This window comes from Nocardia sp. NPDC059229 (assembly GCF_042754165.1).
Taxonomy (GTDB): domain Bacteria; phylum Actinomycetota; class Actinomycetes; order Mycobacteriales; family Mycobacteriaceae; genus Nocardia.
Map to the genome: position 1 here is coordinate 1 of NZ_JBHZAK010000005.1, position 25,170 is coordinate 25,170.

23 protein-coding genes are annotated in these 25,170 nt (G+C 68.7%); 10 read left to right on the plus strand and 13 right to left on the minus strand.

Annotation, left to right across the window (positions count from 1 at the left end):
- On the minus strand, positions 1-905 hold a 905-nt coding region (locus ACFXHE_RS13460; protein ID WP_379382862.1), incomplete at its 3' end, for a zinc-binding alcohol dehydrogenase family protein.
- Between the two features lie 184 nt (positions 906-1,089).
- On the minus strand, positions 1,090-2,826 hold the full coding sequence (gene ctaD / locus ACFXHE_RS13465) for a cytochrome c oxidase subunit I (protein ID WP_379382864.1): 1,737 nt from the start codon (positions 2,824-2,826) through the stop codon (positions 1,090-1,092).
- A gap of 251 nt (positions 2,827-3,077) precedes the next feature.
- Here ctaD and ACFXHE_RS13470 point away from each other — a divergent pair, with 251 nt between their 5' ends.
- Entirely contained in the window at positions 3,078-3,482 is a 405-nt protein-coding gene (locus ACFXHE_RS13470; RefSeq protein ID WP_379382866.1) for a hypothetical protein, read from the plus strand.
- Positions 3,483-3,494: 12 nt separating this feature from the next.
- On the opposite strand, the gene ACFXHE_RS13475 is transcribed toward ACFXHE_RS13470, so the two are convergent.
- Positions 3,495-4,358, minus strand: coding sequence for an LLM class flavin-dependent oxidoreductase (locus ACFXHE_RS13475; protein ID WP_379382868.1), 864 nt, complete (start codon positions 4,356-4,358; stop codon positions 3,495-3,497).
- A 222-nt stretch (positions 4,359-4,580) separates the two neighbouring features.
- Between ACFXHE_RS13475 and ACFXHE_RS13480 the strand changes: the two genes are divergently transcribed.
- The 4 genes from ACFXHE_RS13480 (at position 4,581) to ACFXHE_RS13495 (ending at position 8,574) form a co-directional block, all read left to right on the plus strand.
- Entirely contained in the window at positions 4,581-5,306 is a 726-nt protein-coding gene (locus ACFXHE_RS13480; protein WP_379382870.1) for a hypothetical protein, read from the plus strand.
- A 159-nt stretch (positions 5,307-5,465) separates the two neighbouring features.
- Positions 5,466-6,824, plus strand: a complete 1,359-nt coding sequence (locus ACFXHE_RS13485) for a wax ester/triacylglycerol synthase family O-acyltransferase (protein ID WP_379382871.1) — start codon at positions 5,466-5,468, stop codon at positions 6,822-6,824.
- Positions 6,825-6,870: 46 nt separating this feature from the next.
- Positions 6,871-7,659 carry an RluA family pseudouridine synthase gene (locus tag ACFXHE_RS13490; protein WP_379382873.1) on the plus strand — a complete coding sequence of 263 codons (789 nt, stop codon included), beginning with the start codon at positions 6,871-6,873 and terminating at the stop codon, positions 7,657-7,659.
- 135 nt (positions 7,660-7,794) lie between these two features.
- Entirely contained in the window at positions 7,795-8,574 is a 780-nt protein-coding gene (locus ACFXHE_RS13495; RefSeq protein WP_379382875.1) for a metallophosphoesterase, read from the plus strand.
- Here the strand turns inward: ACFXHE_RS13495 and ACFXHE_RS13500 are convergent.
- Positions 8,555-9,622: an AraC family transcriptional regulator gene (locus ACFXHE_RS13500; RefSeq protein ID WP_379382877.1), complete on the minus strand. Its 1,068-nt coding sequence runs from the start codon at positions 9,620-9,622 to the stop codon at positions 8,555-8,557. The genes ACFXHE_RS13495 and ACFXHE_RS13500 overlap by 20 nt on opposite strands.
- A gap of 95 nt (positions 9,623-9,717) precedes the next feature.
- Between ACFXHE_RS13500 and ACFXHE_RS13505 the strand changes: the two genes are divergently transcribed.
- Entirely contained in the window at positions 9,718-11,172 is a 1,455-nt protein-coding gene (locus tag ACFXHE_RS13505; protein WP_379382879.1) for a flavin-containing monooxygenase, read from the plus strand.
- Positions 11,173-11,346: 174 nt separating this feature from the next.
- On the opposite strand, the gene ACFXHE_RS13510 is transcribed toward ACFXHE_RS13505, so the two are convergent.
- Positions 11,347-11,727: a hemophore-related protein gene (locus ACFXHE_RS13510; protein ID WP_379382881.1), complete on the minus strand. Its 381-nt coding sequence runs from the start codon at positions 11,725-11,727 to the stop codon at positions 11,347-11,349.
- Positions 11,728-11,981: 254 nt separating this feature from the next.
- On the opposite strand from ACFXHE_RS13510, the gene ACFXHE_RS13515 reads away from it, so the two are divergent.
- Positions 11,982-13,259, plus strand: a complete 1,278-nt coding sequence (locus ACFXHE_RS13515; protein WP_379382882.1) for a lipase family protein — start codon at positions 11,982-11,984, stop codon at positions 13,257-13,259.
- A 23-nt stretch (positions 13,260-13,282) separates the two neighbouring features.
- Here ACFXHE_RS13515 and ACFXHE_RS13520 read toward each other — a convergent pair whose 3' ends face one another.
- From ACFXHE_RS13520 to ACFXHE_RS13530, 3 genes are all read right to left on the minus strand, one after another.
- Positions 13,283-13,804, minus strand: a complete 522-nt coding sequence (locus tag ACFXHE_RS13520) for a TetR/AcrR family transcriptional regulator (protein ID WP_379382884.1) — start codon at positions 13,802-13,804, stop codon at positions 13,283-13,285.
- Complete coding sequence (locus ACFXHE_RS13525; protein ID WP_379382886.1) at positions 13,797-14,222, minus strand: DUF4260 family protein; 426 nt, start codon at positions 14,220-14,222, stop codon at positions 13,797-13,799. The genes ACFXHE_RS13520 and ACFXHE_RS13525 overlap by 8 nt, the downstream gene beginning before the upstream one ends.
- A gap of 84 nt (positions 14,223-14,306) precedes the next feature.
- The gene (locus ACFXHE_RS13530; protein ID WP_354830764.1) at positions 14,307-14,948 is read right to left on the minus strand and encodes a hypothetical protein; all 642 of its coding nucleotides are present in this window, start codon (positions 14,946-14,948) and stop codon (positions 14,307-14,309) included.
- A 295-nt stretch (positions 14,949-15,243) separates the two neighbouring features.
- On the opposite strand from ACFXHE_RS13530, the gene ACFXHE_RS13535 reads away from it, so the two are divergent.
- Positions 15,244-16,473: a lipase family protein gene (locus ACFXHE_RS13535; RefSeq protein WP_379382888.1), complete on the plus strand. Its 1,230-nt coding sequence runs from the start codon at positions 15,244-15,246 to the stop codon at positions 16,471-16,473.
- Positions 16,474-16,511: 38 nt separating this feature from the next.
- Here the strand turns inward: ACFXHE_RS13535 and ACFXHE_RS13540 are convergent, their stop codons facing one another.
- The 4 genes from ACFXHE_RS13540 to ACFXHE_RS13555 form a co-directional block, all read right to left on the minus strand.
- Positions 16,512-17,150 (minus strand): ammonium transporter, encoded by a 639-nt coding sequence (locus ACFXHE_RS13540; protein WP_379382889.1) that lies wholly within the window; start codon positions 17,148-17,150, stop codon positions 16,512-16,514.
- Between the two features lie 162 nt (positions 17,151-17,312).
- Complete coding sequence (locus ACFXHE_RS13545) at positions 17,313-18,077, minus strand: energy-coupling factor transporter transmembrane component T family protein (protein WP_379382891.1); 765 nt, start codon at positions 18,075-18,077, stop codon at positions 17,313-17,315.
- On the minus strand, positions 18,074-20,152 hold the full coding sequence (locus tag ACFXHE_RS13550; RefSeq protein ID WP_379383420.1) for an ATP-binding cassette domain-containing protein: 2,079 nt from the start codon (positions 20,150-20,152) through the stop codon (positions 18,074-18,076). The genes ACFXHE_RS13545 and ACFXHE_RS13550 overlap by 4 nt, the downstream gene beginning before the upstream one ends.
- 214 nt (positions 20,153-20,366) lie before the next feature.
- Positions 20,367-20,990 carry a TetR/AcrR family transcriptional regulator gene (locus ACFXHE_RS13555; protein WP_379382892.1) on the minus strand — a complete coding sequence of 208 codons (624 nt, stop codon included), beginning with the start codon at positions 20,988-20,990 and terminating at the stop codon, positions 20,367-20,369.
- An 87-nt stretch (positions 20,991-21,077) separates the two neighbouring features.
- On the opposite strand from ACFXHE_RS13555, the gene ACFXHE_RS13560 reads away from it, so the two are divergent.
- Together ACFXHE_RS13560 and ACFXHE_RS13565 are read left to right on the plus strand one after the other, a co-directional pair.
- Positions 21,078-22,076: an SDR family oxidoreductase gene (locus ACFXHE_RS13560; RefSeq protein WP_379382894.1), complete on the plus strand. Its 999-nt coding sequence runs from the start codon at positions 21,078-21,080 to the stop codon at positions 22,074-22,076.
- A gap of 122 nt (positions 22,077-22,198) precedes the next feature.
- The gene (locus ACFXHE_RS13565) at positions 22,199-22,843 is read left to right on the plus strand and encodes a cysteine hydrolase family protein (protein WP_379382896.1); all 645 of its coding nucleotides are present in this window, start codon (positions 22,199-22,201) and stop codon (positions 22,841-22,843) included.
- A 9-nt stretch (positions 22,844-22,852) separates the two neighbouring features.
- Here the strand turns inward: ACFXHE_RS13565 and ACFXHE_RS13570 are convergent, their stop codons facing one another.
- Positions 22,853-25,129, minus strand: a complete 2,277-nt coding sequence (locus tag ACFXHE_RS13570) for an ATP-dependent DNA ligase (protein ID WP_379382897.1) — start codon at positions 25,127-25,129, stop codon at positions 22,853-22,855.
- Between the last annotated feature and the right edge of the window lie 41 nt (positions 25,130-25,170).

Genomic DNA, 25,170 nt, shown 5'->3' on the forward strand with positions numbered 1-25,170 from the left:
GCCCTACGCGCCCCCCGCCCCCCCCCCCGCCCCCTCGCGCCCCGGTCCTCCATGCGCACGCGCCCCCCAACCTTCCCGCGCCGCGCATCTGGGGGGGGGGGCCGCCAAACCCCCCCCCACGCCAGCAGGTTCCACAGTTCGGCCCGCCAGCCCTCCAGCAGATCGGCCCGAGTCCGGCTGAGCAGGCCCATCGAGAAGCCGCCGACGGTCTTCAGCTCGCCGAGCAGGCTGCCCGCGTCGATGGTTCCGCCGAACGCGCTGAAGGCGATCAGACGACCGCGCGGGCCGAGGATGTCCACGCAGCGCTGAGCCACGTCGCCACCGACGCCGTCGAGGACGACGTCCACCCGCTCGGTCCAGGCGTCCGCGTAGGTGACGACCTCGTCCGCGCCACAGCCGCGTAGGAACTCGGCCTTGTCCAGGCTGCCGACGGCCGCGATCACCCGCACCGCCCCGAGCTCCCGGGCCAGCTGGACGGCCAGATGCCCGACCCCGCTGGCCGCGCCGGTGACCAGCACCGACTCCCCCGCGGCGAACCGCGCCGTCCGCAGCAGGCCCAGGGCGATGACGCCGCCCCGCACCAGCGTGAGCGCGTCGGCGGCATCCACCCCGGTGGGGATCTCGGACATCAATTGCGGTGCGGCGAGGGCATATTCGGCGTAGGCCCCCTCGAAGACCACGCCGCCGACCCGCTTGCCCACCCAGTCGGCGAGGTCCGGTCCGGCCGCCACCACCGTGCCGACGATCTCACCGCCGTCGGGTCCGCCGTCCCGCTGCAGCATGCGCAGCAGCCCGAGGTGGACGCCCGCCAGCTCGGTGCGCACCAGCAGCTGGCCCGAGCCGGGCACGAGTTCGGCGGCGGTGACGACAACTGGACTGCGGCCGGAGAACTGAATCTTGCGCACTGGCAGTGCCTTTCGGTGAGACCCGGCGATTCCGCCGATATTTCTATGTTGGACCTAAATTTATCTGAGTCTTATTTCCTATGTCAAACCTAAAATTTCTCTCGGCGGAATGATCCTGTTCAGCACACCAAAGAGCGCGACGGCCGTCCGGAGACGGCCGCCGCGCCCGACGTGCGGGAACGAGCTAGCTGGGAGCCTTCTCGAACTCCTCCACCGCGTGCTGCCCCGAGCCCCACCCCACATGCGCCTCCGCGCGCATGCGCTCGATCATGTGCGGGTAGTGCAGTTCGAAGGCCGGGCGCTCGGAGCGGATGCGCGGCAGCTCGTAGAAGTTGTGCCGCGGCGGCGGGCAGGAGGTCGCCCATTCGAGGGAGTTGCCGTAGCCCCACGGGTCGTCCACGGTCACGACCTCGCCGTAGCGGTAGGAGCTGAAGACGTTCCACACGAACGGCAGCACCGACGCGCCCAGGATGAACGACCCGATGGTGGAAACGGTGTTCAGCGTGGTGAATCCGTCGCTGGGCAGGTAGTCGGCGTACCGGCGCGGCATGCCCTGCGCACCCAGCCAGTGCTGGACCAGGAAGGTGGCGTGGAAGCCGAGGAAGGTGGTCCAGAAGTGCCACTTGCCCAGCCGCTCGTCGAGCATGCGGCCGGTCATCTTCGGGAACCAGAAGTAGATGCCGGCATAGGTGGCGAAGGCGATGGTGCCGAAGAGCACGTAGTGGAAGTGCGCGACCACGAAGTAGGTGTCGGACACGTGGAAGTCCAGCGGCGGCGAGGCCAGGATGACACCCGACAGACCACCGAAGAGGAAGGTGACGATGAACCCGACCGCGAACAGCATGGGCGTCTCGAAGGTGAGCTGACCGCGCCACATGGTGCCGATCCAGTTGAAGAACTTCACACCGGTCGGCACCGCGATGAGGAAGGTCATGAACGAGAAGTACGGCAGCAGCACCGCGCCCGTCGCGTACATATGGTGCGCCCACACCGCGATCGACAGCGCCGCGATGGCGAAGGTCGCGTAGACCAGGGTGGTGTAACCGAAGATCGGCTTGCGCGAGAACACCGGGATGACTTCGGAGATGATCCCGAAGAACGGCAGCGCGACGATGTACACCTCGGGATGCCCGAAGTACCAGAACAAATGCTGGAAGAGGATGCTGCCGCCGTTCGACGGATCGTAGATGTGCCCGCCCAGGTGGCGGTCGAAGGCCAGCGCGAACAGGGCGGCCGTGAGGATCGGGAAGGCAATCAGGACAAGGAAACTCGTCACCAGGACGGTCCAGACGAACACCGGCATCCGGAACAGCGTCATGCCCGGGCAGCGCAGGCAGACCACGGTGGTGATCATGTTGACGCCACCGAGGATGGTGCCCAGGCCGGAGACGGCCAGACCCAGAATCCACAGGTCGCCGCCCACGCCCGGGGAGTGCACGATGTCCGACAGCGGCGTGTAGGCGGTCCAGCCGAAGTCGGCCGCACCACCCGGGGTGAGGAAGCCGGCGGTCGCCATGGTGCCGCCGAACAGGTACAGCCAGTAGCTGAGTGCGTTCAGGCGCGGGAACGCCACGTCGGGCGCGCCGATCTGGAGCGGCAGCACCACATTCGCGAATCCGAACACGATGGCGGTGGCATAGAAGAGCAGCATGATCGTGCCGTGCATGGTGAACAGCTGGTTGAACTGTTCCGTCGAGAGGAACTGCATACCCGGCCGGGCCAGCTCGGCGCGCATGAGCAGCGCCATCAGGCCACCGATCAGGAAGAAGCTGATGGCCGTGGTCAGGTACATCATCCCGAGCATCTTGGGATCGGTTGTGGTGATCACCTTGAGGACGAACGAGCCCTGGGGACCGTGTCGCGGCGGATACGGGCGGATCGCCTCGAGATTCTGTTCGGGCTTTGGAGCAACTGCAGTCACCACATCCTCCTCGGGAGGGTTCCGTCCAGCTCTACCAATCAGGGCACATAGAACGGCGCACAGCGTACCGACAGCAAATCGATCCTCGCCGAAAACACTCCGGTCGGGGTGAACAGCGATTGGAATGCAAGATACTGCAGGGCAACCCTGCGCGTCGATGGCAGTCTCGAACAGGTTTGGTGCGTTGTTCATTGGCAGTTCATCCCGCGCCATCACGAAATACTCACGAGGCAGGGTCCAATATCGGTGCTATGTCTCGATCACTGCGCACCCGCGTTCTCACCGTCGCCGTGGTCGGCAGCCTCGGCACCGTGCTCGCCGTGGGTGCCGCCACCGATGCCCATGGCGAACCCAAGGCCGTGATCCAGGGCCGCACCGAGGTGACCGCCCGGGTCACCGGCGAGAAGCCGGACAACAAGTGCCAGATCGCGGCATCCGATATCAGCGGTCCGTGGGGCATCGTCGGCGCCGACGGCACCGTCACCCTCACGCTCGGCGCGGTGCACGGCAACGCCAAGAAGCTGCGCGTCATCTGCGAGGACCCCAAGCGCGGCGACGCAAGCCTGCACACCGTCCGCTCGGATCGGGTGACCTTCGACGGACTGCTCTCCCCCATCCGCCAGATCATGCACAACCGATTCTTCGGGGCCAGATAGCTGTCTTGGGGGCTAGACAACCGGGTGACCGGCGCGGGCCGAGGCGACCGCGGACCGGACCGCGGGCACGGTCTCGGTGGCGAAATGGTGTGTGGCGCGGTCGCCGCCGGGGTCGACGGGGAGCAGGAATTCGCTGATGCCGTGGGCCAGGGCCACTTCCGTGAGCTGGCCGGGCGTCATGGTGGGGTCGATGACGTAGGCGCGGCGGATCAGGGCCGGGACGCGACCCGCCCCGCGGGCGGCGGCGTCGATGGCGGTCATCATGGCGGTCAGGGTGGCGGGCGGGGCGTAGCCGACGCTGCCGAGCCAGCCGTCGGCCAGTTCACCGGTCAGGCGCAGGGCGCGGGGACCGTAGACGCCGAGCCAGATGCCGATCGGATGGGCCGGGCGCGGACCGGGTTTCGCGCCGCGCAGCGGATAGAACTGGCCGGCCAGTTGCGAGCGTTCACCCTCACCCCACAGCGCGCGAACGACCGCGATGGCCTCGCGCAGCGCGGCGAGGGCCTGGCCGGGACTGCGGCGGGTGCCGCCCATGGTCTCGATGGCGTCCCAGAACGCGCCGGCGCCCAGGCCCAGTTCGACCCGGCCGCCGCTGAGCAGGTCCAGGCTGGCGGCGCTGCGGGCCAGCACCGCGGGCGGGCGCAGCGGGAGGTTCGCCACCGCGGGCATGAGGGTGAGGTTGCGGGTGACGCCGGCCAGATAGGACAGCAGGGTCCAGGTGTCCAGGAAGGCGGGCTGATACGGATGATCCTGCACCGCCAGCACTTCCAGCCCGGACTCGTCGGCGTGACGCACCAGGCGCAGCAGCAGACGCCCGCGCGCCGCCTCGGGCGGCACGAAGATCCCGAACCGGAGCTCATGCCCGTAATCCGCCATAGCGAATATCAAGCTACCGCGCCGCCGGGGGCGCCCGGGCGAAATCGGGCGGATTCGGCGCGTCCGGGGCGCGACAGCCGTTTCAGATCGTGATCAACTGGCAACCCGATTCCATAGTCGTTGCCGGGCAACGGAATACAATTGAGACCGGGTCGCCCGGGTCACGACCCGGTCTTTTCGGCAGTGGGCCGTTCGCGACGGCCGGGTGAAGGGACGTGCGCGATGCCGGCTCACAGCACGGTGGACATCGCCCTACGGCACCTGAGGGGAGTGGATCCCTCGGCGTTGCACCACGCGCGGAACCGGTTGGCGGAGACCGGAATCGCACGGCTGGGATTTCTGCTCCCGCACCGGGTCAAACGGGTCCTCGCCGCCGAGGCGCTGACCCTGCTCGATCATCACAAACAGTGGGGCGACCTGCTGCCCGAGGGCGAGGGCCTGGCCCGGCAGCAGGTCGACCTGACCGAGCAGGAGGTGGCCGCCCACGCCTCCTGCATCCCGCAGCTCTACGACTGTGAACCCTTGCGGCACAGCCTTTCCGTGGTCGCCGCCGAACCGGTGCTGGCCTGCCCCGAGGCCGAGCGCTACCGCGTCAGCCGCCTGCACCACGACGACTCGGTCGACCAATGGCATTGGGACGACTACGCTTTCGCCCTCGTCCTGGTGGTGGAGTGCCCGCCGCTGGCGGACGGCGGCTTCGTGCAGACGGTGGCGCACACCCGCCGCGACTGGGACCACGCCGACATCTACCGGACCCTGACCCGCAATCCGATCCACTCGTGGGAGATACAGCCCGGCGACCTCTACCTGATGCGCGCCGACACCACCCTGCACCGTGTGCACCCCTTCGCGCACGGCCGCCGCACGATCGTCGCCATGACCTTCGCGTCGCGGACCGACACCGAGCGGGAAGTCCCGTGGCGGGCGGTCGAACTCGCGCCCCGATAGCGGACACGCCGTGCAGAGCTGGGAGTTTGCGCCAACAGGTCGATGTGGGCTGAATCATATAGAGTGATAGCCTGATTAACCGTTAACGCAGCGGGGGGCAGCGTCGCCGCACCGTATCCGCTCCGGGCAGTTGTGCCCCACCCGGCTAAGGCGGCTCCCATGGACCTGCTCAACCCTCTCGACGCGATCTTCCTGGCCATCGAATCCCGCGAGCATCCTATGCACGTGGGCGGTCTGCAGCTGTTCGAACCGCCCGCCGACGCAGGCCCCGAGTTCACCCATGAGCTCTTCGAGGCGATGGCCGCGAAAACCGATGTCCGCACCCGATTCCGGCGCAAACCGAGCCGGCTGCTGGGCGGCTTCTCCAGCCTTGCCTGGTCCCACGCCGAGACCGTGGATCTGGGCTACCACCTGCGGCGTTCCGCACTGCCGGCGCCCGGCGGCATGGGTGATCTGCTGGACCTCACCGAGCGCCTGCACGGCATCCTGCTGGACCGGCACCGCCCACTGTGGGAGGCCCGGCTCATCGAGGGCCTGTCCGACGGCCGCTTCGCGGTCTACGTGAAGATGCACCACGCTCTCATCGACGGCGTCTCGGCCATGCGGCTGCTGCAGCGCACCCTCACCGACGACCCGTTCGACAGCCGGCTCACCGTCCCGTGGGGCACGGCGCCGGTGCCGCGCGACGACAGCCCCGAACCCGAAAGCCCCTGGACGCAGTTACGCCGGGCGGTGCCGCGGATCCTGCGCGCCACCGGATCGATCGCCGCGCCGTTGCGGGGCGCCATCGACGGGCGGCTCACCCTGCCCATGACCGCCCCGCGCACCGTGCTCAACACCTCCATCGGCGGGGCCCGGCGCATCGCGGTGCGGTCCTGGCCGCTGGAGCGGATCAATGCCGTCCGGCTGGCCACCGGGGCCACCGTCAACGACATCGTGCTGGCCATGAGCGCCGCCGCGCTGCGCGCCTATCTGCTCGAGCGTGACGCACTGCCGGACGAGCCGCTGATCGCCATGGTGCCGGTCAACATTCGCAGCGCCGCCGAATCCGATAGCTCCGAGGGCAATCTGGTGGCGGCCTGCCTGGCCAACCTCGGCACCCACATCGAGGATCCGGCGGTCCGGCTGGAAACCATCAGCACCTCCATGCGCGATGCCAAACGGGTGTTCACGCAATTGCCGAAGCTGGAGGCCATGCTGCTGTCGGCCGCGCTGATGACGCCGTTCGGGGTGTCGCTACTACCGGGCTTCGAAGCACTGCCGCGCATGCCGTTCAACCTGGTGATCTCGAATGTGCCCGGGCCGCGCAAACCGGTCTACATGCAGGGTGCGCGCCTGGACGCCAATTACCCGCTGTCGATTCCGTTCGAATCGCAGGCCATGAACATCACGCTGACCACCAATGGCGACAATCTGGATTTCGGCCTGGTCGGCTGCCGCCGCACCGTGCCGGATCTCGATCGCATGACCGACCATCTGGAGAACGGCCTGGCCGAGCTGGAGCGAGCCGTCGCCTGACGCCTCGTGGCACAGGGCCGCGCCGGGCCTCATTACGCTGGTCCGCGTGGAAACATCGTGGCCCGAACTGCGCACCGAGTGCCTGATCCTCGAGGACGAGGCGGTCCTGGCCCTGAACAAGCCGGCCGGGATCTCGGTGACGGGCGAACGCCACGACACCGACATCGTGGAAATGGCCGCGGCGCAGGGCGAGACGCTGTATCCGGTGCACCGGATCGACAAGGTCACCTCGGGCCTCGTCCTGCTGGCCAAGGAGCTGCCCGCGCACGGGCAGCTCACCCGGCAGTTCAACAAGCGCACCGCGGAGAAGACGTACCTGGCCGTCACCGCCTCCACGGGCCTGCCCGACCGCGGCGTCATCGATCTGCCGCTGAGTGTCGGCCGCAAGAACCGGGTGCGAATCGCCGCGCCCCGCGAGAGCATTCACCGCGCGGGCGACACCTGGCTGGTCGACGAGCAGGACGTGGCGGCGGGCAAGAGCTATCCGTCGGTCACCGAATTCACCACCCTGGCCCGCACCGATTCCCATACCGTGCTGGCGCTGCGCCCGATCACCGGGCGGCGGCATCAAATTCGCGTGCACCTGGCCTGGATCGGTCACCCCATCGTCGGCGACCCGCTGTTCGACCGGTCCGGCGCATTTCCCCGCACCCATCTGCATTCGTGGCGTCTGACCCTGGATGCGTCCTGGCGTCCCACCGGCACACTCGAACTGGAGGCCGAGCCGGGCGCCGACTTCTGGCGGATCGGCGACACCCCGGTCACCACCGATCCGCGGCAACTGTTGAGCAGCGCAGGCGAACTCATGACCCGCACCACATCGACCGGTCACTGATACGACTTCGCTATATTGGGTGGCGGGTCTCACCGAGACCGCATCAGGGCAGGTCAATTAGCCTGAATGGGGTGACCGCGGTGCGGCGGCACAGCCGGGCGCAATGATGCGGCCCTTCACAGAAAGCGAACGCCGATGGTTCTGCTGGCTCAGCTCAGTGACACCCATTTCAATATGGGCGCCCGCAATGTCGAACGCGCCGAACGGGTGATGGCCTTTCTCGCCGAGCTGCCGCAGCGACCCGACGTCATCATCGTCACCGGCGACATCGCCGACGAGGGCGATGTGGAGGAGTACCAGCAGGCGCGCGCGGCCCTGACCGCCGATCTGCCCGTGCTGATCCTGCCCGGCAATCACGACGACCGCGCCAATATGCGCAGCGTGCTCTTCCCCGCCACCTCGGGCACCGGGCCCATCAATCAGTCCTACCGGATCGACGGCGTGACCCTGGCCCTGCTGGACTCCAGCATCCCCGGCAAACCGGAGGGCCTGCTCGAGGACGAAACCTACGACTTCCTCGCCGAGGTCCTGGCGGCGGCACCGGACGATGAGGTGGTGCTGGTGGCCATGCATCATCCGCCGGTGCCGGTGCAGTCCACCGTCGTGGATCCCATCCGGCTCACCAATCCGGAGCGCCTGGCCGAGATCGTGGCGGGCGACGACCGCATCGCCGCCGTCCTCACCGGCCACGTGCACGCCGGGCTCATGACCCAGTTCGCGGGCAAGCCGCTGATCGTGGCGCCCAGCGTCTCCTCCACCATCGGCTGCGAATGGGAAACGGCCGCACCGGGACACGTGCCGATCGACTTCGCGCCCGACCCGTCGATGATCTTCCACTCCATTACCGACGGCCGGCTGCTGTCGATGTTCCGGCCCATCGCCATGGGCGGCTGGCTCAGCGAACCGACGGAGTGAGCGCACCGCGCCGGTAGGCCGAGGGCGTGGTGCCGGTCCAGCGTTTGAAGGCGTGAATGAAGGTGGACGCCTCCGCGTAGCCGAGCCGGATCGCCACATCGCTCACCGACAGCGGTGTGGCCGTGAGCATTTCCTCGGCCAGCGCGCGCCGCACCTCGTCCAGCAGCTGCCGGTAGCTGGTGCCCGCCGCGTCCAGGTGGCGGCGCAGGGTGCGGGTGCTCATATTGAGATCCCTTGCCACCGAATCGATTCCGGGTGGCACCGCGAAACCGTCCAGGCCGCCGCGCGGCACCAGCAGCTCCCGCACCTCGGCGGCGATGCCGGTGCGGGCGCGGCGGCGGGAGACCAGTTCGGTGCACTGCGCCAGGCACATGGCCCAGGTGTGCTCGTTGGCCTGCGGCAGCGGCTGCTCCAGGATCGCCGGATCCATGGTGAACACATTGTGCTCGGCCTCGAAATTCGGTGTCAGCCCGTAGATTTCGGTGTAGAGGCGGAGGTCTGGCGGCGGCTCGAAATCGAAGTCGGCGCGCAGCAGTTCGACGCGGTGACCCATCAGGTCCGACAGCATCTGGAACATGGCGGTGACGTCGCGTTCCACCAGGAAGCGGCGGACGTCGGCGGGCACCCGCTCGTCATGGATGCGGGCCATGAATTCACCCGGCCGCCAGCGGGCCGCCGGAATGCAGAAGGTGAAGCTGAGCTCCAGGTAACGCAGGGCGAGGGAGATGGCCTCACCGAGGGTGGGACTGCTGACGCAGGCGAAGCCGAAGATGCCGAAGGTGGTGATGCGGTACCGCCGGCCCACCTCCAGCCCGAGGTCGGGGCGGGCGCCCAGTTCGCGCACCAGGTTCCGGATCACCGCCAGTTCGGTGTGCGCGTCGATCTGCTCGTCCGGATTGGCCAGCTGCTTCTCGTTCAACCCGCTGCCCTGCAGCATGCGGGCGGCCGGGACCCCGTGCTCGCGCGCGAATCCGACCATGAGGGCGACACTCGCCACGCCGCGCGGGAAATTCCAGTCGCGAATCCCCGCCTCCTGCACCGTGCCCATAGCCTGATTATGGCCGAAATTCTCGATCCGGTCGCCCACCAAATCGAACGCTCGCTCCTACAGTGAGAAGAGTCTTCGATGTGAGGAGCACCACAATGCCGTCCGTCATCATCATCGGCGCCGGATTCGGCGGGCTCGGCATGGCGATCGAGTTGCAGCGCAATGGCTTCCGCGAGTTCACCATCCTGGAGAAGGCGGCCGATCTGGGCGGGGTGTGGCGGGAGAACACCTACCCCGGGGCGGCCTGCGATGTGCCGTCGCCGCTGTACTCGTTCGCGCACGAGCCCAGACCGAAGTGGCGGCAGCGGTATTCGACCCGCGAGGACATCTGGGCGTACATGCGCGGGATCGCCGAGCGGCATCGGCTGCTGGACCACATCACGTTCGGGGCCGAGGTCACCGAGGCGGAGTTCGACGAGACGACCGGGCAGTGGACGGTGCGCACCGCCGACGGCGTGACGCGCACCGCGGATGTGCTGGTCCCGGCCGTCGGGCAGTTGTCGCGCCCGGCCATGCCGCCGATTCCGGGCATCGAGGTGTTCGGCGGGGAATTCTTCCATTCGGCGCGGTGGGATCACGGGGTCGAACTGGCCGGGAAGCGGGTGACCTGCATCGGGACCGGGGCCAGCGCGATCCAGTACATTCCCGAGATCCAGCCGCGGGCCGCTCATCTGACCGTCTTCCAGCGCACCGCCGCCTGGGTGCTGCCCAAGTTCGACACCGACTACAAGCCGGTGCATCAGCGGATCCTCATCTCGATTCCGGGAATGCCGAAGGCCGAACGCCTTTCGTGGTGGCTGCTCGCCGAGTTCATATCGCTGGGGCTGGTCGAGTTCCCCGGCATCGTGCGCGCGGTCGCGCGGATCGCGGAGAAGCATCTGGAGGTGCAGGTCGCCGATCCGGAGTTGCGCGCCAAGCTCACCCCCGACTACCCCATCGGCTGCAAGCGCGGACTGTTCTCCAACGACTACTTCCCGGCCCTCACCCAGCCCAATGTGCGCGTGGAGACCACCGTCATCAGCGAGATCGTCCCCGAGGGCGTCCGCACCGCCGACGGCGTCCTGCACGAGGCCGACGTCATCATCTACGGCACCGGCTTCAAGGGCACGGAATTCCTGTGGCCCATGAAGATCCGGGGCCGCGGCGGCCGCAACCTGAGCGACGTGTGGGACGGCGGCGCCCACGCCTACCTGGGCATCACGGTCCCCGAATTCCCCAATATGTTCATGGTCTACGGCCCCAACACCAACCTCGGCGTCGGATCCATCATCTACATGATCGAATCCCAGGCGCACTACATCCGCCACGCCCTGCAACTCCTCGCCGAACGACCGCGCACCTATCTGGAAGTCCGGCCCGAAGTCGAACTGGCCTTCAACGACGCCCTTCAGCAGCGCCTGGCCCGCACCCCGTGGAACTTCTGCACCAGCTGGTATCGGACGCCCTCCGGCCGCATCACCAACAACTGGCCCGGCACCACCCGCAGCTACCGCCGCCGCACCCGCGCCCTGCGCCTCCCCGACTACACCTGCACCCCGATCCGAGGCTGATCAGTAACCGGTAGACGCGAAATTCCTTGCCCACCAAATCATCTCAACCTCGGTGGGGACACGGTGCTGGCAGCGGACACCGAGTGATCTGCTTCGGCCGTTTGCCACCAGCACCGAACCTTCCCGATTCCTCGGCTTCACCGCTCAATGAGAATCAGAAGGGCAACCCGTTGGTCAGTACCGGTGGCAACTGTCGGTGACCTGGCGCAGGTGCGGACCGAAGTCCGAGTTGATGTCGGTGGGCGCGCCCATCTGCTGCTGTTCGACGAGCAGGGCCTGGAAGGCGAGGCGCCGCTGCCACATCGGCTGGTCGTAGGCCATCCGGAACGCCGCCTTGCGCGCGGGTGCGGCATCGAGCTGCGCCGCGATCTCGGGTTCCACCTGATGGAAGGCGGCGTCGATCTGGTCGAACGAGCAACTCGAGCTCAGCAGCGGTTCGAGATCGCTCATCGGATCGGCGCCCGCCACTCCCGCACCGGACAGCGCCGCACTGGCGGCGAATCCGGCAATCGTCACTGCAATCACGCCTGCGTACCGCGCACTGATCAACCTCATGTGAGACCAACCTTTCGTAGTAGCTGGATCTGCGGATGACAACCGGCCCTCGTCCGGGCCGGACCGAAGGGTAGCCGAGGGCATCGGGGCCCGGAGCGCTGGACTCCGCACAACACCTTTGTCTCCGCGCGCGAGTCATCGTTGACCGCGCGTACCAGGCCACATAGTTTGTTCTCCCATGCGCCGGAATTCTTGGCGGCGCAAGCAGTGGTCCGTGGTATCTGGAGCGTTGGCCGATACACACTGGAGGCGTTTTGAAGCTCGATGCCGCACGGTTCGGGAAACGCACGAATAGATCGACCAAATTATCGCGAACAATCCGATACTGGTGGCGCGCCGGACTCATCGGCGCAGTCACACTGCTGACGACGGCAATCGCGGCGCCCAGCGCCCGCGCCGATATCCCCTTCCCCGACAACGATCCGTTCTACGCGGCACCTGCCAACCTCGGACAATTCGCCAACGGGTCGATTCTCAACTCCCGGCCGATCTCGGTGTTCGGGCAGTCGCTACCGGTAGAGGGCTGGCAGGTCCAATACCGGACCACCGGCTCCAGCGGCGAGGCCGCCGCCGATATGGCCACCGTCTTGAAGCCCAATACCCCGTGGAACGGCCCGGGCGATCGCCCGCTGCTGGCGTTCCAGGTCGCCGAGGACAGTCTCGGAACACGGTGCGCGCCATCGTTCGCGCTGCGCGGCGGGCGCGGCTTCTCCATCATCACCACGCTGCTGGATGTCCCGTTCCTGGCGCAGGCGCTGTGGCGCGGCTGGGCGGTGGTGGTATCCGACTACCAGGGCCCGCAGTCCCGTTTCTTCGATGGCATCAACTCCGGCCGGGCCGTGCTGGACGGCGTGCGTGCCGCCAAATCCTTTGCCCCGCTGGGTATTACCGCCAACAGTGCACTCGGCGCGTGGGGCTACTCGGGCGGCGCCTTCGCCACCCTGTGGGCCATGCAGATGCGGTCGAGCTACGCACCCGAGCTCCGGTTCGCGGGCGTGACCTCCGGCGGCGTGCCCGTGGACATCCCCTCCATGATGCGCGGGGTGGACGGAGGCTTCCAGGCCGGGCTCGCCGTGCTCATCCTGATCGCCCTGGCGCGCAACGATTCCGGCACCGGACTGGCCAAGGTACTCAATGACAACGGCCGCACGCTGATGGCCCGAGAGGCCAGCTCGTGCGCCGGCGACCTGGTGGTCCACCACGCCATGCGGCACCTCGACGAATACTCGACCGCACCGAATCTCGTCGGCAGCCAAGCGTTCAAGGCCGCCGCCAGCCGTCAGGAACTGGGCGACCAGGCCCCCGACACCCCGCTGTACCTCTACCACAGCAACAACGACGACGTGATCCCGGCGGGCGGCTTCAGCGCCCTCGTCGACCGCTACTGCTCCCTCGGCGCAAACCTGACCGCCATCCACTCACAGATCCCCGGCCACAACCCCGCGGCAGTCGTGGAATCCCTGGGAGCCATGAACTTCCTGTCCGACCGCTTCGCCGGCAAACCGACGTCGCCCGGCTGCAACGTGCGCTGAGGCACGCATTGCGGGATAGGCCGCTACTCGCCGAAGGCGGCGAGGCCGGATTGCCAGGCGGCCGTCAGGTCGGCGTTGTTGGGGAAGCGGCCGTCGATTTCGAGGCTCACCATGCCGTGGGCGAAGGCCCAGAGGGCGCGGGCTCGGGCCGGGTCGCCGCCGACGGCCGTGACGAGTGGTTGTGCCGTGCGCTCTTCCAGGTCGGGCGGGAGTAGGTCGCGGCGGAGTGGGCGGTAGTTCATGAGGCGGTATACGTGCGGGTGGGCCAGGGCGTAGTCGCGGTAGGCCTGGGCCACGCCCGGGAGGCCCTGGGCGGAGGCGGTTTCCAGGGCCTGCGCCACCTCGGTGAAAGCCTGGGCCACTACCAGGGTTTCGAGGGCGGTCTTGTCGGGGACGTGCTTGTAGAGGGAGGGGGCTTTGATACCCAAGGCCTCGGCTACGTTTCGCATGGTCAAGGCCTCGGGGCCCTGGGTGTCCAAGAGGGTACGAGCGGCGGCGGCGATCTGCCGCTGCCGCTCGGTGAGTGGTCCGGTCGGGTCAGGCACGGAGGAATCCGTCCGCGGTGCGGAGGCCGTAGCCGGCGATGCGGTCGATGCCGATGTGCAGCATCCAGGCCAGCAGGAAGGTGAACAGGGCCGGGATCTGGAGGGGGGCAAAGGTGTACGCGACGGCCAGGGCCAGGGGGATCCAGGTGCGGTGGGCGGTGTTGTAGAAGGGGACGGCCCGGCGAGGCAATTGACCCTGCTGCACAGGGTCTTTCGCGCCGATGGCGGCGAAGAAGGTGAGGTCGGGGGCGATGAGGCCGGCCGTCAGGGCCAGCCACGAGCCGGTGCCGTGGTTGACGCCCTCGAGGATGGCGAAGGCGGCGAGGAAGACGGTCCAGGTGATCCATCCGGCCTTGCGGACGAGGGCCGGGAGGCGGTGATCGGTGGTGGCCGGCAGGTTGGCGGCGATGGTGGTCATCGGACCCTCCGAGGCTTCTAACTGGGGCTAACGTTGTTAGCCATCACGTTAGGCTAACAACGTTAGCCCGTCAACCCCGGATGGTCAGGCGGCCATCGGCTCGGCCTCCGCGGCGGGCGAACCAGCCGGTTCCGCGGGATGGAAGCCCGGCAGGAACCGGTCCACGAACGGGATCATCAGCTGGATCAGCGGTCCGATGGCGAACGCGTACACGACCGTGCCCACTCCGACGCTGCCGCCGAGGATCCAACCGACGGACAACACCGTCGCCTCCAGCCCTGTCCGGATGACCCACACCGGCTTGCCCGTGCGCCGAACCAGGCCAGTCATCAGGCCATCACGCGGACCTGGCCCCATGCCCGCGCCGATGTAGAGCACCGTCGCAATCGCATTGAGCACCACCGCCGCACCCATGGCCGCGATCCGGATCGGCAACGCGTGCAACTCCGGCAGCAACCACAGCCCCGCGTCCACCGAGACGCCGATCACCACGACATTGCTGACCGTGCCCAGACCCGGCCACTGCCGCAGAGGAATCCAGGCCAGCAGTACCGCCGCGCCCGTAATCGCCACGACCGTACCGAAACTCAGCGGCACCTGATCGGCCACACCCTGGTGGAACACATCCCACGGATCCAGGCCGAGCGCGGCACGGATCATGACGGCCATGGAGAAGCCGTACAACCAGAGTCCGACATACAGGGCGATGAGGCGGCGCAACAACATTGACCGAGCATGGCGGCAACTGGCATGCAACCGGTAGATCCAGTTGCAAAGATCTGGATACCAAGCTGGATATATCTTTTCGTACAAGAAACCGCGCAACGCCGCAGTTACGACGCGCGGAGACGCGTTGACCGCGAGGACCGGCCCGACGTAATTTTATTTCTCCGATGCGCCGGAATTCTTGTCGGCGCGAACAGCGGGTCCGTGAGATGTCTGGAGCGTCGGATGATTCGACGCTGGAGGCGTTATGCGGCGGGACGGCGCATGGTTCGGGGTACGCACGCGCGGATTCACGGTGCGCTCACACAAGGTTCGGCACTGGTGGCGCGCCGGGCTGATCGGCGCGGTGACCCTGCTGGCGGCGGCGGTCGCGGCGCCCGGCACTCGCGCCGACATCCCCTATCCCGACGATGATCCGTTCTACGCGGCGCCGATCAACCTGGGAGAGTTCGCAAATGGGGCAATCCTCAACTCCCGGCCCATCGCCGTCTTCGGGCTGCCGCTCCCGGTGGCGGGCTGGCAGGTGCAGTACCGCACCACCGATTCCGCCGGGGAAGCCGCCGCCGACGCGGCCACCGTCATGACGCCGCTCACGCCCTGGACCGGTCCCGGCGATCGCCCGCTGCTGTCGTATCAGATCGCCGAGGACAGCCTCGGAACCCGTTGCGCCCCATCGTTCGCGCTGAGCGGCGGTCGCGACTTCTCCATTGCCACCACCCTGCTGGACGTGCCCTTCCTGGCCGAGGCGTTCCGCCGCGGCTGGGCCGTGGTGGTGTCGGACTACGAGGGCCCGCAGTCCCGATTCTTCGACGGCGTGAACTCCGGCCGGGCCGTGCTGGACGGCGTGCGCGCCGCCAAATCCTTCGCCCCACTGGGTATCACGGATGCCAGCCCGCTCGGGGCCTGGGGCTACTCGGGCGGCGCCTTCGCCACCCTGTGGGCCATGCAGCTGCGGGCGAGCTACGCGCCCGAGATCTGGTTCGCGGGTGTGACCTCCGGTGGCGTGCCCGCCGATATCCCCGCCATCGCGCGCGGCGTGGACGGCGGCTATCAGGCCGGGCTCGCGGTGCTGATCCTGCTCGCCCTGGCCCGCAACGATTCCGGCTCCGGACTGGCGGACACGCTCAATGACAGCGGCCGGGCGCTGCTGGCGCAGGAGGCGACCTCCTGCGGCGGCGATCTGGTGGCCCGCCACTTCTTCGGGCACGTCGACGACTACTCGAGCGTCCCGGACATCCTTGACAGCCAAGCCTTCCGGGCCGCCACCAACCATCAGGAGCTGGGCGGCTGGGCGCCCGACGTGCCGCTGTACCTGTACCACAGCAACAACGACGACGTGATTCCGTCGGCGGGCTTCAGCGCCCTGGTGGACCGCTACTGCGCGCTGGGCGCGAACCTCATTGCCGTGCACTCGGCGATACCGGGCCACAATCCGGCCGCTGTCGGAGAAGCCTTGGGGGCCATGAACTTTCTATCGGATCGCTTCAATGGCGACCCGGTGGACGCCGGGTGCACCGTGCGCTGACGATCGTCCGCAGCGGCCGGTGCACCCGCGCCAGAGCGTTACTGGTCGCCGGGCTGGGCCCACTTGGTGGTGCCGGGCGCCGCGTTCAGCGTGTTGATCAGGTCGATGCCGGCGATGAGCAGGGCGGGCCCGCCGACCACCAGGGTGCCGATGACCGCGCCGACCGCCGCGGCGACCGGTACGGTCGCCAAACCGAAAGCACCACCGAGGAATCCGATCGCGCCGACCGCCGCGCCGACCGCCAGGCCCAGGAAACTGCCGATGGCCGTGCCGATGCCGAACTGGGTGCTGAACGCCTCCATGGCGTGCTGGTTCTCGTTCGTCGAGGCCACCGGGTGCAGTGCCGGCGTGGCCGCGGCGACATCCTTGACCGCGGTCAGGGACAGGGTGGCGCCGTCATCGCTGACGGTGCCCGGCACCGGGTAGCTCAGACCGTCCTGCTCGAAGGCCAGCGGCAGGCTGAGGACGGTCGCGCCCGCGGAGTCCTTGATGTTCACCGCTCGCCCGGCCAGCTCGAAGCTGCCGTTGGTGAGGGTGGTGACAACGGTATTGCCGACCAGCTGGGTCTGGTAACCGATGTCGGGCACCGCCGGATCCGCGTGTGCCACACCGGCTCCGGCGATGGCGACTGCCGTGACAACCGGCGCGGCGACAGCGGTGATCTTGCGCAGCATCATGGGTCTTCCAATCTTGATCAGGTGTTTGTGGCAACACACGGCTCAGTTGAAAGAATTCCCCCTTTGCGACTGTGAGCCCGTGCTGCATCGGCAACGAGTTCTACTGGCAGACACGGTAGCGCGCGGCACCGACACCCCGAATTATTTTCGGCTCGAGTGTTGCTAAAAAAGCAGTTCGACGCCGATTCCCAAGGCGCACACCAAAGCCACCACCAGCAAGGCCACCACGTCCGCGCGCCCCGGCGATCCCGGGCGGGCGGTCAGCTCGCCGGTGCCGCCGCGGGTGGTGATGGCCTCGCCGAGTTCGCCCGCCCGCCGGCTCGAGACCGCCATGCTCGCGGTCAGAATGTCGACCAGCGGGTTCTCCGACGCGCGATGCAGCAGCGAATCCTTGGGCCGCAGTTTGCGAGCCGCGCGCAGGATGCGCATCTCCTCCAGCAGCAGCGGCAGGCCGCGCAGGGTCAGCGCGACCACCACCGCCCACTCGTCCACCGGAATCGCGTGCCGGACCCCATGGCGTGTCCAGCCGATGCGCTTCAGCGGCGCACCCAATCTGGCCAGCGCGGGCGCCACCTCACCCATCGGCGTGGTCCAGGCGACCAGGAACGACGCACCCAGCAGCAGGAAGCCGAACAGGATCACCTGCGCGTACCGCAGCAGCGCCGACGCGCCGACGGGCGCGTTGATGGCCGCCCCGATCAGCACGCCCGCCCAGATCCACCACGGAAGGCGGGGCAGCGTGCCCAGCGGCAGCTTCGCCAGCAGGAACACCGCAACCAGGAACAGCGTCGCGACACCCAGCAGTGCCCAGGACGGGATGAACATGAGCAGCACGCTGACGGCGAAGACGCCGATCATCTTGGTACCGGCCCAGAGTCGATGCACGGGGCTGTCGACGGGGACCTCGCGAAGGACGACGCTGCTCATCGGACACCTCCGGTGAAATCCTGAATCCGGTTGTCGTGCACCGCGGCGGCACCGTTCTCGACGAGACGGCCGTCGCGCAGGTGGACGGTGCGGTCGCACACCGCGGCCATGTCGGACACGTCGTGCGAGATGACGATGAGGGTCAGGCCCGAATCCCGGAGCCGGGCAAGCAGTTCCACCACTCCGGCGCGGCCCTCCGGATCGAGTCCGGCCAGCGGCTCGTCGAGCACCACCACCTGGGGATGGCTCGCCACGATCGCCGCCAGCACCACCCGCTTGGCCTGCCCGCCACTGAGCTCCTCGACCGAGCGCGAGGCCAGCGCCCGATCCAGCCCCACGGCGTCGAGGGCACGCGCGACCTCGTAACTGCCGCGGCCACCCCAGTCCTCGATCTCGGTGCCGACGTCCTGGCGCTGCAATTGCAGGCGGGAATGCTGGAAGGCCAGCTGCACGGCCCCGATCCGCTTGTGCACCGGACGGGTGGTGCCCATGGGTTCGCGCAGCACGCAGGTGCCGGCGGTGGGCATGGTCAGCCCGGCCATGATCCAGGCCAGCGTGGACTTGCCGGAACCGTTGCCGCCCACGATGAGCAGGGCTTCGCCGCGGCGGACGCTCAGGTCGATGTCGTGCAGCGCGGGCGCTTCCCAGGGGGTGCCGCGGTTGTAGGTGTGGCCGACGCCCTGCAAGTCGAGGACGGCGTCGCCCATGGGCCGGCGGCGTGGATCGCGAACGGGGCGCGGCCAGGCGGGCAGATGGCCGACCGAGCGGCCCTGTTCCAGATGGATGACCCGGTCCGCGGCAGCCGCGTCCGCCTCGTGATGGGTCACCAGGACCACGGCCATCGGATGCCGGCGCGGCAGGTCGGCCAGCAGTGCGACCAGATCACGACGACCCTCGGGGTCGATCATCGAGGTCGCCTCGTCGGCGATGAGCAGCGTGGGCTGCCGGGCCAGGGCGGCGGCCACCGCGAGCCGCTGCTGCTGGCCACCCGACAGGGTCGAGGTTTCGCGGCCGCCCATACCGGTCAGGCCGACCTCGGACAGCAATCCGTCGATATCGACGGCCGCGGCATCCGCGGTGGGCAGGCCCCACACCACGTCATCCGCGACGAGCACGCCCAGCGTCTGGCTCTCCGGTCGCTGCAGCACCATCGCGGTGCCGCCACGCACGCCCAGACCGGCCGCACCCAGCCGGGTGACCGTGCCCGCGGTCGGTGGGCGACCCGCGAGAATCCTGGTGAGCGTGGACTTTCCGGACCCGTTGTGGCCGACCACCGCCACGAATTCGCCGACGTCGACGGTCAGGTCGATATTGCACAGGGCATCGGTGCGCGCTCCCTCGTATCGGAACGCGACCTCCCGCAAGGTTACCGGCAGCGGCGCGACCGGACGCGGATCCGCGGGCGCGTCCAGCAGGCTGTCGCGGCCCGGCAGCCAGGACAGGCGATCCAGCACCCGCCCGAGCACGAACCAGGAGAACACTCCGCTGACCACCATGGCGGCGATGATGCCGCCGCCCACGAAGGCCCACCACCAGTGCAGGACGGTGTCGGTGTAGTCGGACACGGCACGGCCCAGCGGCTCCAGCGAAGACTGGCGCGCCGCCAGGTTTTCGATGCCTGCCGCGGAGTTGCGGATGCTGTCGAACAGCAGGTGCCGCGACTGGGCGAAAACCAGCAGCATGCCAACCGTCAGGGCGGCCATCGCGGATCCGGCCACGGCCGACAGCGCCACCACCGCGGGCAGACCGCCTCGCCTGCGCTTGACAGTGCCGATGATCCCACCGATCACCGCGACGCCGACCAGGTTCTCGGCGGGCAGCAGCCCCGCCGCGACGAACGTCACCAGCGCCCCCGCGATGGTGGTCGCCAGCTGCGCCCGGAACCGGTGCCGATGCGCCAGCAGCCCCATGGGCACCGCCGCCACCAGTTGCAGTGCCGCGGCGAACGGCACCAGCGACCCGAGCGTCACCAGCCCCACCGTCGCTCCGCCCAGCACGGCCGACGCGGCCAGCTCGATGGGCCGCAACGCCCCCGTGGGAAGCGTCGCCCCAGCGCTGCTCCCGGCGCGGGACACGCCAACCTGCTCGGCCAGCCCACCGCGAATCCGGTACGAATCGGTCACGCCTACCAGTCTGCCGTGTCCGCACCCCAACCCACCGCGACCTCTCAACATCTCCACAGACTGCCGGCAATGCCGCCACAAATATCCGCGGTCGATCAGCGGAAACAGCGGCCCCTATGGCATGGCCCACCCGGCCGTCCCGCAGATCGGCCCGTATGCCCGGCCGCTAGGCCGGACGCTGGTCGATGAGGTTGGCGAAGATGTGGGTGATGCGGGTCGTGAGGGCTTCGGGGGTGGTGCCGGATTGGGTTGCGCGGAGGCCGAACTTGCCGTCGACGGTGAGAGCGGCCATACCGTGGGCCAGCGACCACCAGGCCAGGGCCATGGTTTCGGCGTCGGTGGCGGGGAGGAAGCCGGAGCGGACGGCGTCGGCGACGGCGGATTCGAGGATGGCGTAGGCGGCGTCGCCCGCGGCCTCGGTGTCGGGGTGCTTCTCGGGCTGGGACAGCTCGGGGCGGAACATGATCCGGAAGTAGGCGGCGTGGTCGCGGGCGAAGCCGACGTACCCCTCGGCCATGGCGAGCAGGGCGGCGCGCGGATCGGGGGCAGCGGCGCGGGCGGATGCCATTGCGGCGCCGAGTATTTCGAAGCCGCGGGCGGCGAGGGCGGACATCAGGGCGGCACGGTCGGCGAAGTGGTGGTAGGGCGCGCCGGGGCTGACGCCGGCTTCGCGGGCGACCTTGCGCAGGCTCACCGCGGCCAGGCCCTCGGACTCGATCAGCTGCAGGGAGGCGCGCAGTAGTTCCTCGCGGAGGTCTCCGTGGTGATAGCGGTCCTTGGTCGGCGGCATGGGATGAGCGTAAGGGGTTGACGGCTCCCGGCCTCGGAATCTATACATTGTTCAGATTCTAAACACTGCTCAGATTGGAGTCAGGCAATGTCCGATCTCGTTCTCGTCACCGGCGCTTCCGGCTATGTCGCGGGCCATGTCATCCAGGAGCTGCTCGGCCAGGGCTATCGGGTGCGCGGCACCGTGCGCTCGGCCGTCCGCGCCACCGCGGTGGCCGAACTACTGCCCGGCGTCGAGCTGGTCGAGGCCGATCTGGGCTCGGACGCGGGCTGGGCCGCGGCCGTCGCGGGCTGCCGCTACGTGCTGCACACCGCCTCGCCCTTCCCCTCCGGAGTCCCCGAGCACGAGGACGAACTCGTCCGCCCCGCCGTGGACGGCACCCTGCGGGTGTTGCGCGCGGCCGCCGGAACCGGTGTCGAACGGGTCGTCGTGACCTCCTCCATCGCGGCGGTCGAGGTCGGCAACGAGGGCCATCTGCTCACCGAGGCGGACTGGTCCGACACCGCGCAGTGCGACGCCTACCAGAAGAGCAAGACCCTGGCCGAGCGCGCCGCCTGGGATTTCGCCGCCGAACACCCGAATCTCGAACTGGCAGTGATCAATCCGGGCATGATCATCGGCCCCATCCTGCGCGCCGAGGCCGGCACCTCGGCGGACGGCATTCGCGCCCTGCTGGCCGGGGGCATGCCCGGCGTCCCCCGGCTGAACTTCGCGACCGTGGATGTCCGCGACCTCGCGGTGGCGCATCGGCTCGCCATGGAAACCCCGCAGGCCGCGGGCAATCGCTACATCTGCGCGGGCGAGGAAGTCTCCTTCCCGCAGATGGCGCAGATCCTCGCCCAGCGCTACCGGGTCGCGACCCGCGTGCTCCCTGACTGGCTCGTCCGCCTGAGCGCCCGGTTCAACCCCGACGCCCGCACCGCCGTCCGCTTCCTCGGGCGCGCAGCGCACCTGAGCGCCGCCAAGGCCGAGCACGACCTGAACTGGACCATGCGCCCCGTGGCGGATTCCCTGCTCGACACCGCGGAGAGCCTCATCCACTTCGGCCTGGTGCCCGCGCCCCGCCCAGCCCGCTCCGCCGCCTGAGCCAGGGAGCTTCCACCGAGGGATTTCGCCCGATTCCCCGCACCGAGAGGTCCCTGATCATGGTTCGCCGGCGGGGTAGGGTGGCGAAAGAGGGTGGGGCAGTGGGAGATTGCGGAGGGCTTATGCGGCGCGGGAACGGGCAGGAGATTCCGGAGACGCTCGAGGACGTGTGTTCGCCGGAGAAGATGGCGGTCGTCGTGTACGACATGCAGGTCGGGGTGCTCGGGCAGCTCGACGACGGCCCCGCGATCACCGAACGGGTCGCGCGGGTCGTCGAGGCCGCGCGGCGCGGCGGCTACCCCGTGATCTTCCTGCGGCACTTCTTCCTGCCGAAGCGCCTCATGGGGACCTTCGCGCTGCGCATGGCCATGAGCTGGCAGGGCGTGGACTCCGCGGACGACGTGGTGCCGATCCTGCAGCGGGACACCCCGGGATTCGAGCTGGTGCCGGAACTTCGGCCGCAGGCGGGCGAGACCGTCTTCGACAAGACCTCGATGTCGGCGTTCGAGGGCACCCCGCTGGCCTCCACCCTGCGGGACCTCGGGATCGGCGCGTACGCCATCGTCGGCGTCGCGCTCGAGATCGGCATCGTGCCGACCGTGTGCCACTCCACCGATCTGGGTTTCATCCCGGTCGTGATCCGGGACGGCGTCGGCGGGCGGGACGAGCCCGGACAGCAGCGCGCGTGGGACGATTTCGCCTTCCAGGGCCACGCCATCGTCACCGATATCGACACCATCGTGCCGCTGCTCGAGAAGTCGAGCTAGCCGAAACGGTCAGTCGGAGCTGGGAATCCAGGCCGGATGCCAGAGTCGTCCGGTCTCGGTCCAGTTCATGAAGCGCACGGTGCCGGTGAGTTTCGGCGTCACCCACACCGCGTCCTTGCGCTCGTCCGCGGTGAGTTCATTGTCGAACGGGCTGGTCTTGCGTGTCAGGCGGCGCAGCCGATCGGCGAGGTCGCTCATCTCCTGCTCGCTGAACCCGGTGCCGACCCGGCCCAGGTAGTACAGCTCCCCCTCGTGCGGAACACCGACCAGCAGCGAAGCGAACTGCCGCACCTCCGATCTCCGGTAGCCGCCGATCACCACCGACAGCGTCCGCCAGTTCCGGGTCTTGATCCACGACTGCCCGCGCCGCCCGGGCAGATACACCGCGTCCCGCCGCTTGGCGACCACGCCCTCCATGCCGTGATCCTGGCTGTACCGCAGGGCTTCCGCACCCGGTCCGCCCAGCTGTTTCGGCACGATCAGCGAACGCGCCTGCCCGGCAAGGGCTTCCAGCACCCGCCGCCGGTCGTCGTAACGTTTGCGGACCAGCGAGGTGCCGTCCAGATACAGCAGGTCGAAGGCCAGGAAGACCGCCCGCGTCGAATCCTCCCGCAGCAGGCCGAGATTCGCGCCGCCGTGATCGTCGAAGACCACCGCCTCGCCGTCGAGCACCGCGCTGTGCCCGGACAGTTCCGAACCCAGCACCGCCAGGCCCGGATACTTCCCGGTGACCACATGCCCGGCCCGGCTGCGCAGCGTGACCGCGCCGCCCTCGATCTCGGCAATCAGCCGGAACCCGTCCCACTTGGTCTCGAAGGCCCAGTGCTCGGCGTCGAGGGTCCCCACATCACCCGCCGTGGCCAGCATGGGTTTCAGCCCCCGCGGCATGGGCGCGGGGGTGCGCGGCGGCGCGGCCGGAACCGGCTGCGCCCCATTGCCTTCCATCCCCGGCGGCGTCTGATCCTTCATCAGGTGCATGAGCCACTGGTTGCCGTTGGTCTGGATCAGTGCGTACCGCCCCGTCAGCCGCTGCCCGCGCAGCCAGACGATGACCTCGTCGTCACGCCACTTCTCGGTCTCGTAGGTGCCGGTATCCCAGATGGTCATCTCGCCGCCGCCGTACTCGCCCTTGGGGACGGTCCCGTGAAAGGTGAGGTACTCCATCGGATGGTCCTCGGTGTGCACGGCCAGGCGGTTCTCGCCGGTATCGGTGGGCGGGCCCTTGGGCACCGCCCAGGACACCAGCACGCCCTCGCGTTCCAGCCGGACATCCCAGTGCAGCCGCCGGGCGTGATGCTCCTGCACCACGAACCGATTCCCCGGACCGGCGTCGGGCGGGCCCGGCGGGACCGGTTCGGGCGTACGCCGCGGGTCGCGCATGGAGCGGTAGGTGTCGAGCCGGTCCGGAACCGGTTCCGGCAGTGGCTCGTCCAATCCTTCGAGCAGATCCCCCTGCTCCCGCCAGCGCCACAGCACCTCGTCGAAGCGCAAGTGCCGCAGCCGTTTCGGTTTCTCGATCTCCGTCCAGGCCCGGGGCGCGGCCACCCACGGCTCGGTGCGCCCGCGCAGCGAATACGGCGCGATGGTGGTCTTGGCCGGATTGTTCTGGCTCCAGTCCAGGAACACCTTGCCCCCGCGCGCCGATTTCGCCATGGTGGCCGTCACCAGCTCCGGCCGCAGCTGCTGCAGGTTGGTGGCGACCTGCTTGGCCACCGCCGACGCCCCGTTCGGCCCGAGTCTGCGGTCCAGCGGCACGTAGACGTGAATTCCCTTGGAGCCGCTGGTGACCGGGTAGGCCACCAGCCCCACCTCGCGCACCACGTCCCGCAGGATGAGCGCCACCTCGGCGCATTGCGCCAGCCCGGCCCCCGGCCCGGGATCCAGGTCGAACACCAGGCGGGTGATGTCCCCGACCGCGGCCCCGTCGAAACGCCATTGCGGCACATGCAGTTCCAGCGCCGCCTGCTGCCCGAGCCAGGCCAGGCCCGCGAGGTTGTCGATGAGCGGGTACGTGACCGGCCGGTCGGAATGCGGAACCGTCCTCCGCGCCAACCACTTCGGCGCGTGCTCGGCCAGGTTCTTCTCGAAGAACGACTGCTCGTCCACCCCGTTCGGCCACCGCTTGCGGGTCACCGGTCGCTGCGCGATATGCGGCAGCAGGGCCGGGGCGATGGCCGTGAAATAGTCGATGACCTCCCCCTTGGTGGTCCCGGTGGCCGGGTACAGCACCTTGTCGAGGTTGGTCAGCCCAACCTCGATACCCCCGAAATCCCTGCGGGACCCCATGACAGCAGTTTAGGTCCGGGTCCCGGGAAAAACCGGCAACC

Bases quoted from the DNA above. Each gene is read 5' to 3' on its own strand.
- ACFXHE_RS13470 (WP_379382866.1), top strand. From the start codon at position 3,078: ATGTCTCGATCACTGCGCACCCGCGTTCTCACCGTCGCCGTGGTCGGC.
- ACFXHE_RS13475 (WP_379382868.1), bottom strand. From the start codon at position 4,358: ATGGCGGATTACGGGCATGAGCTCCGGTTCGGGATCTTCGTGCCGCCC.
- ACFXHE_RS13480 (WP_379382870.1), top strand. From the start codon at position 4,581: ATGCCGGCTCACAGCACGGTGGACATCGCCCTACGGCACCTGAGGGGA.
- ACFXHE_RS13485 (WP_379382871.1), top strand. From the start codon at position 5,466: ATGGACCTGCTCAACCCTCTCGACGCGATCTTCCTGGCCATCGAATCC.
- ACFXHE_RS13495 (WP_379382875.1), top strand. From the start codon at position 7,795: ATGGTTCTGCTGGCTCAGCTCAGTGACACCCATTTCAATATGGGCGCC.
- ACFXHE_RS13500 (WP_379382877.1), bottom strand. From the start codon at position 9,622: ATGGGCACGGTGCAGGAGGCGGGGATTCGCGACTGGAATTTCCCGCGC.
- ACFXHE_RS13505 (WP_379382879.1), top strand. From the start codon at position 9,718: ATGCCGTCCGTCATCATCATCGGCGCCGGATTCGGCGGGCTCGGCATG.
- ACFXHE_RS13510 (WP_379382881.1), bottom strand. From the start codon at position 11,727: ATGAGGTTGATCAGTGCGCGGTACGCAGGCGTGATTGCAGTGACGATT.
- ACFXHE_RS13525 (WP_379382886.1), bottom strand. From the start codon at position 14,222: ATGACCACCATCGCCGCCAACCTGCCGGCCACCACCGATCACCGCCTC.
- ACFXHE_RS13530 (WP_354830764.1), bottom strand. From the start codon at position 14,948: ATGTTGTTGCGCCGCCTCATCGCCCTGTATGTCGGACTCTGGTTGTAC.
- ACFXHE_RS13540 (WP_379382889.1), bottom strand. From the start codon at position 17,150: ATGATGCTGCGCAAGATCACCGCTGTCGCCGCGCCGGTTGTCACGGCA.
- ACFXHE_RS13545 (WP_379382891.1), bottom strand. From the start codon at position 18,077: ATGAGCAGCGTCGTCCTTCGCGAGGTCCCCGTCGACAGCCCCGTGCAT.
- ACFXHE_RS13555 (WP_379382892.1), bottom strand. From the start codon at position 20,990: ATGCCGCCGACCAAGGACCGCTATCACCACGGAGACCTCCGCGAGGAA.
- ACFXHE_RS13560 (WP_379382894.1), top strand. From the start codon at position 21,078: ATGTCCGATCTCGTTCTCGTCACCGGCGCTTCCGGCTATGTCGCGGGC.
- ACFXHE_RS13565 (WP_379382896.1), top strand. From the start codon at position 22,199: ATGCGGCGCGGGAACGGGCAGGAGATTCCGGAGACGCTCGAGGACGTG.
- ACFXHE_RS13570 (WP_379382897.1), bottom strand. From the start codon at position 25,129: ATGGGGTCCCGCAGGGATTTCGGGGGTATCGAGGTTGGGCTGACCAAC.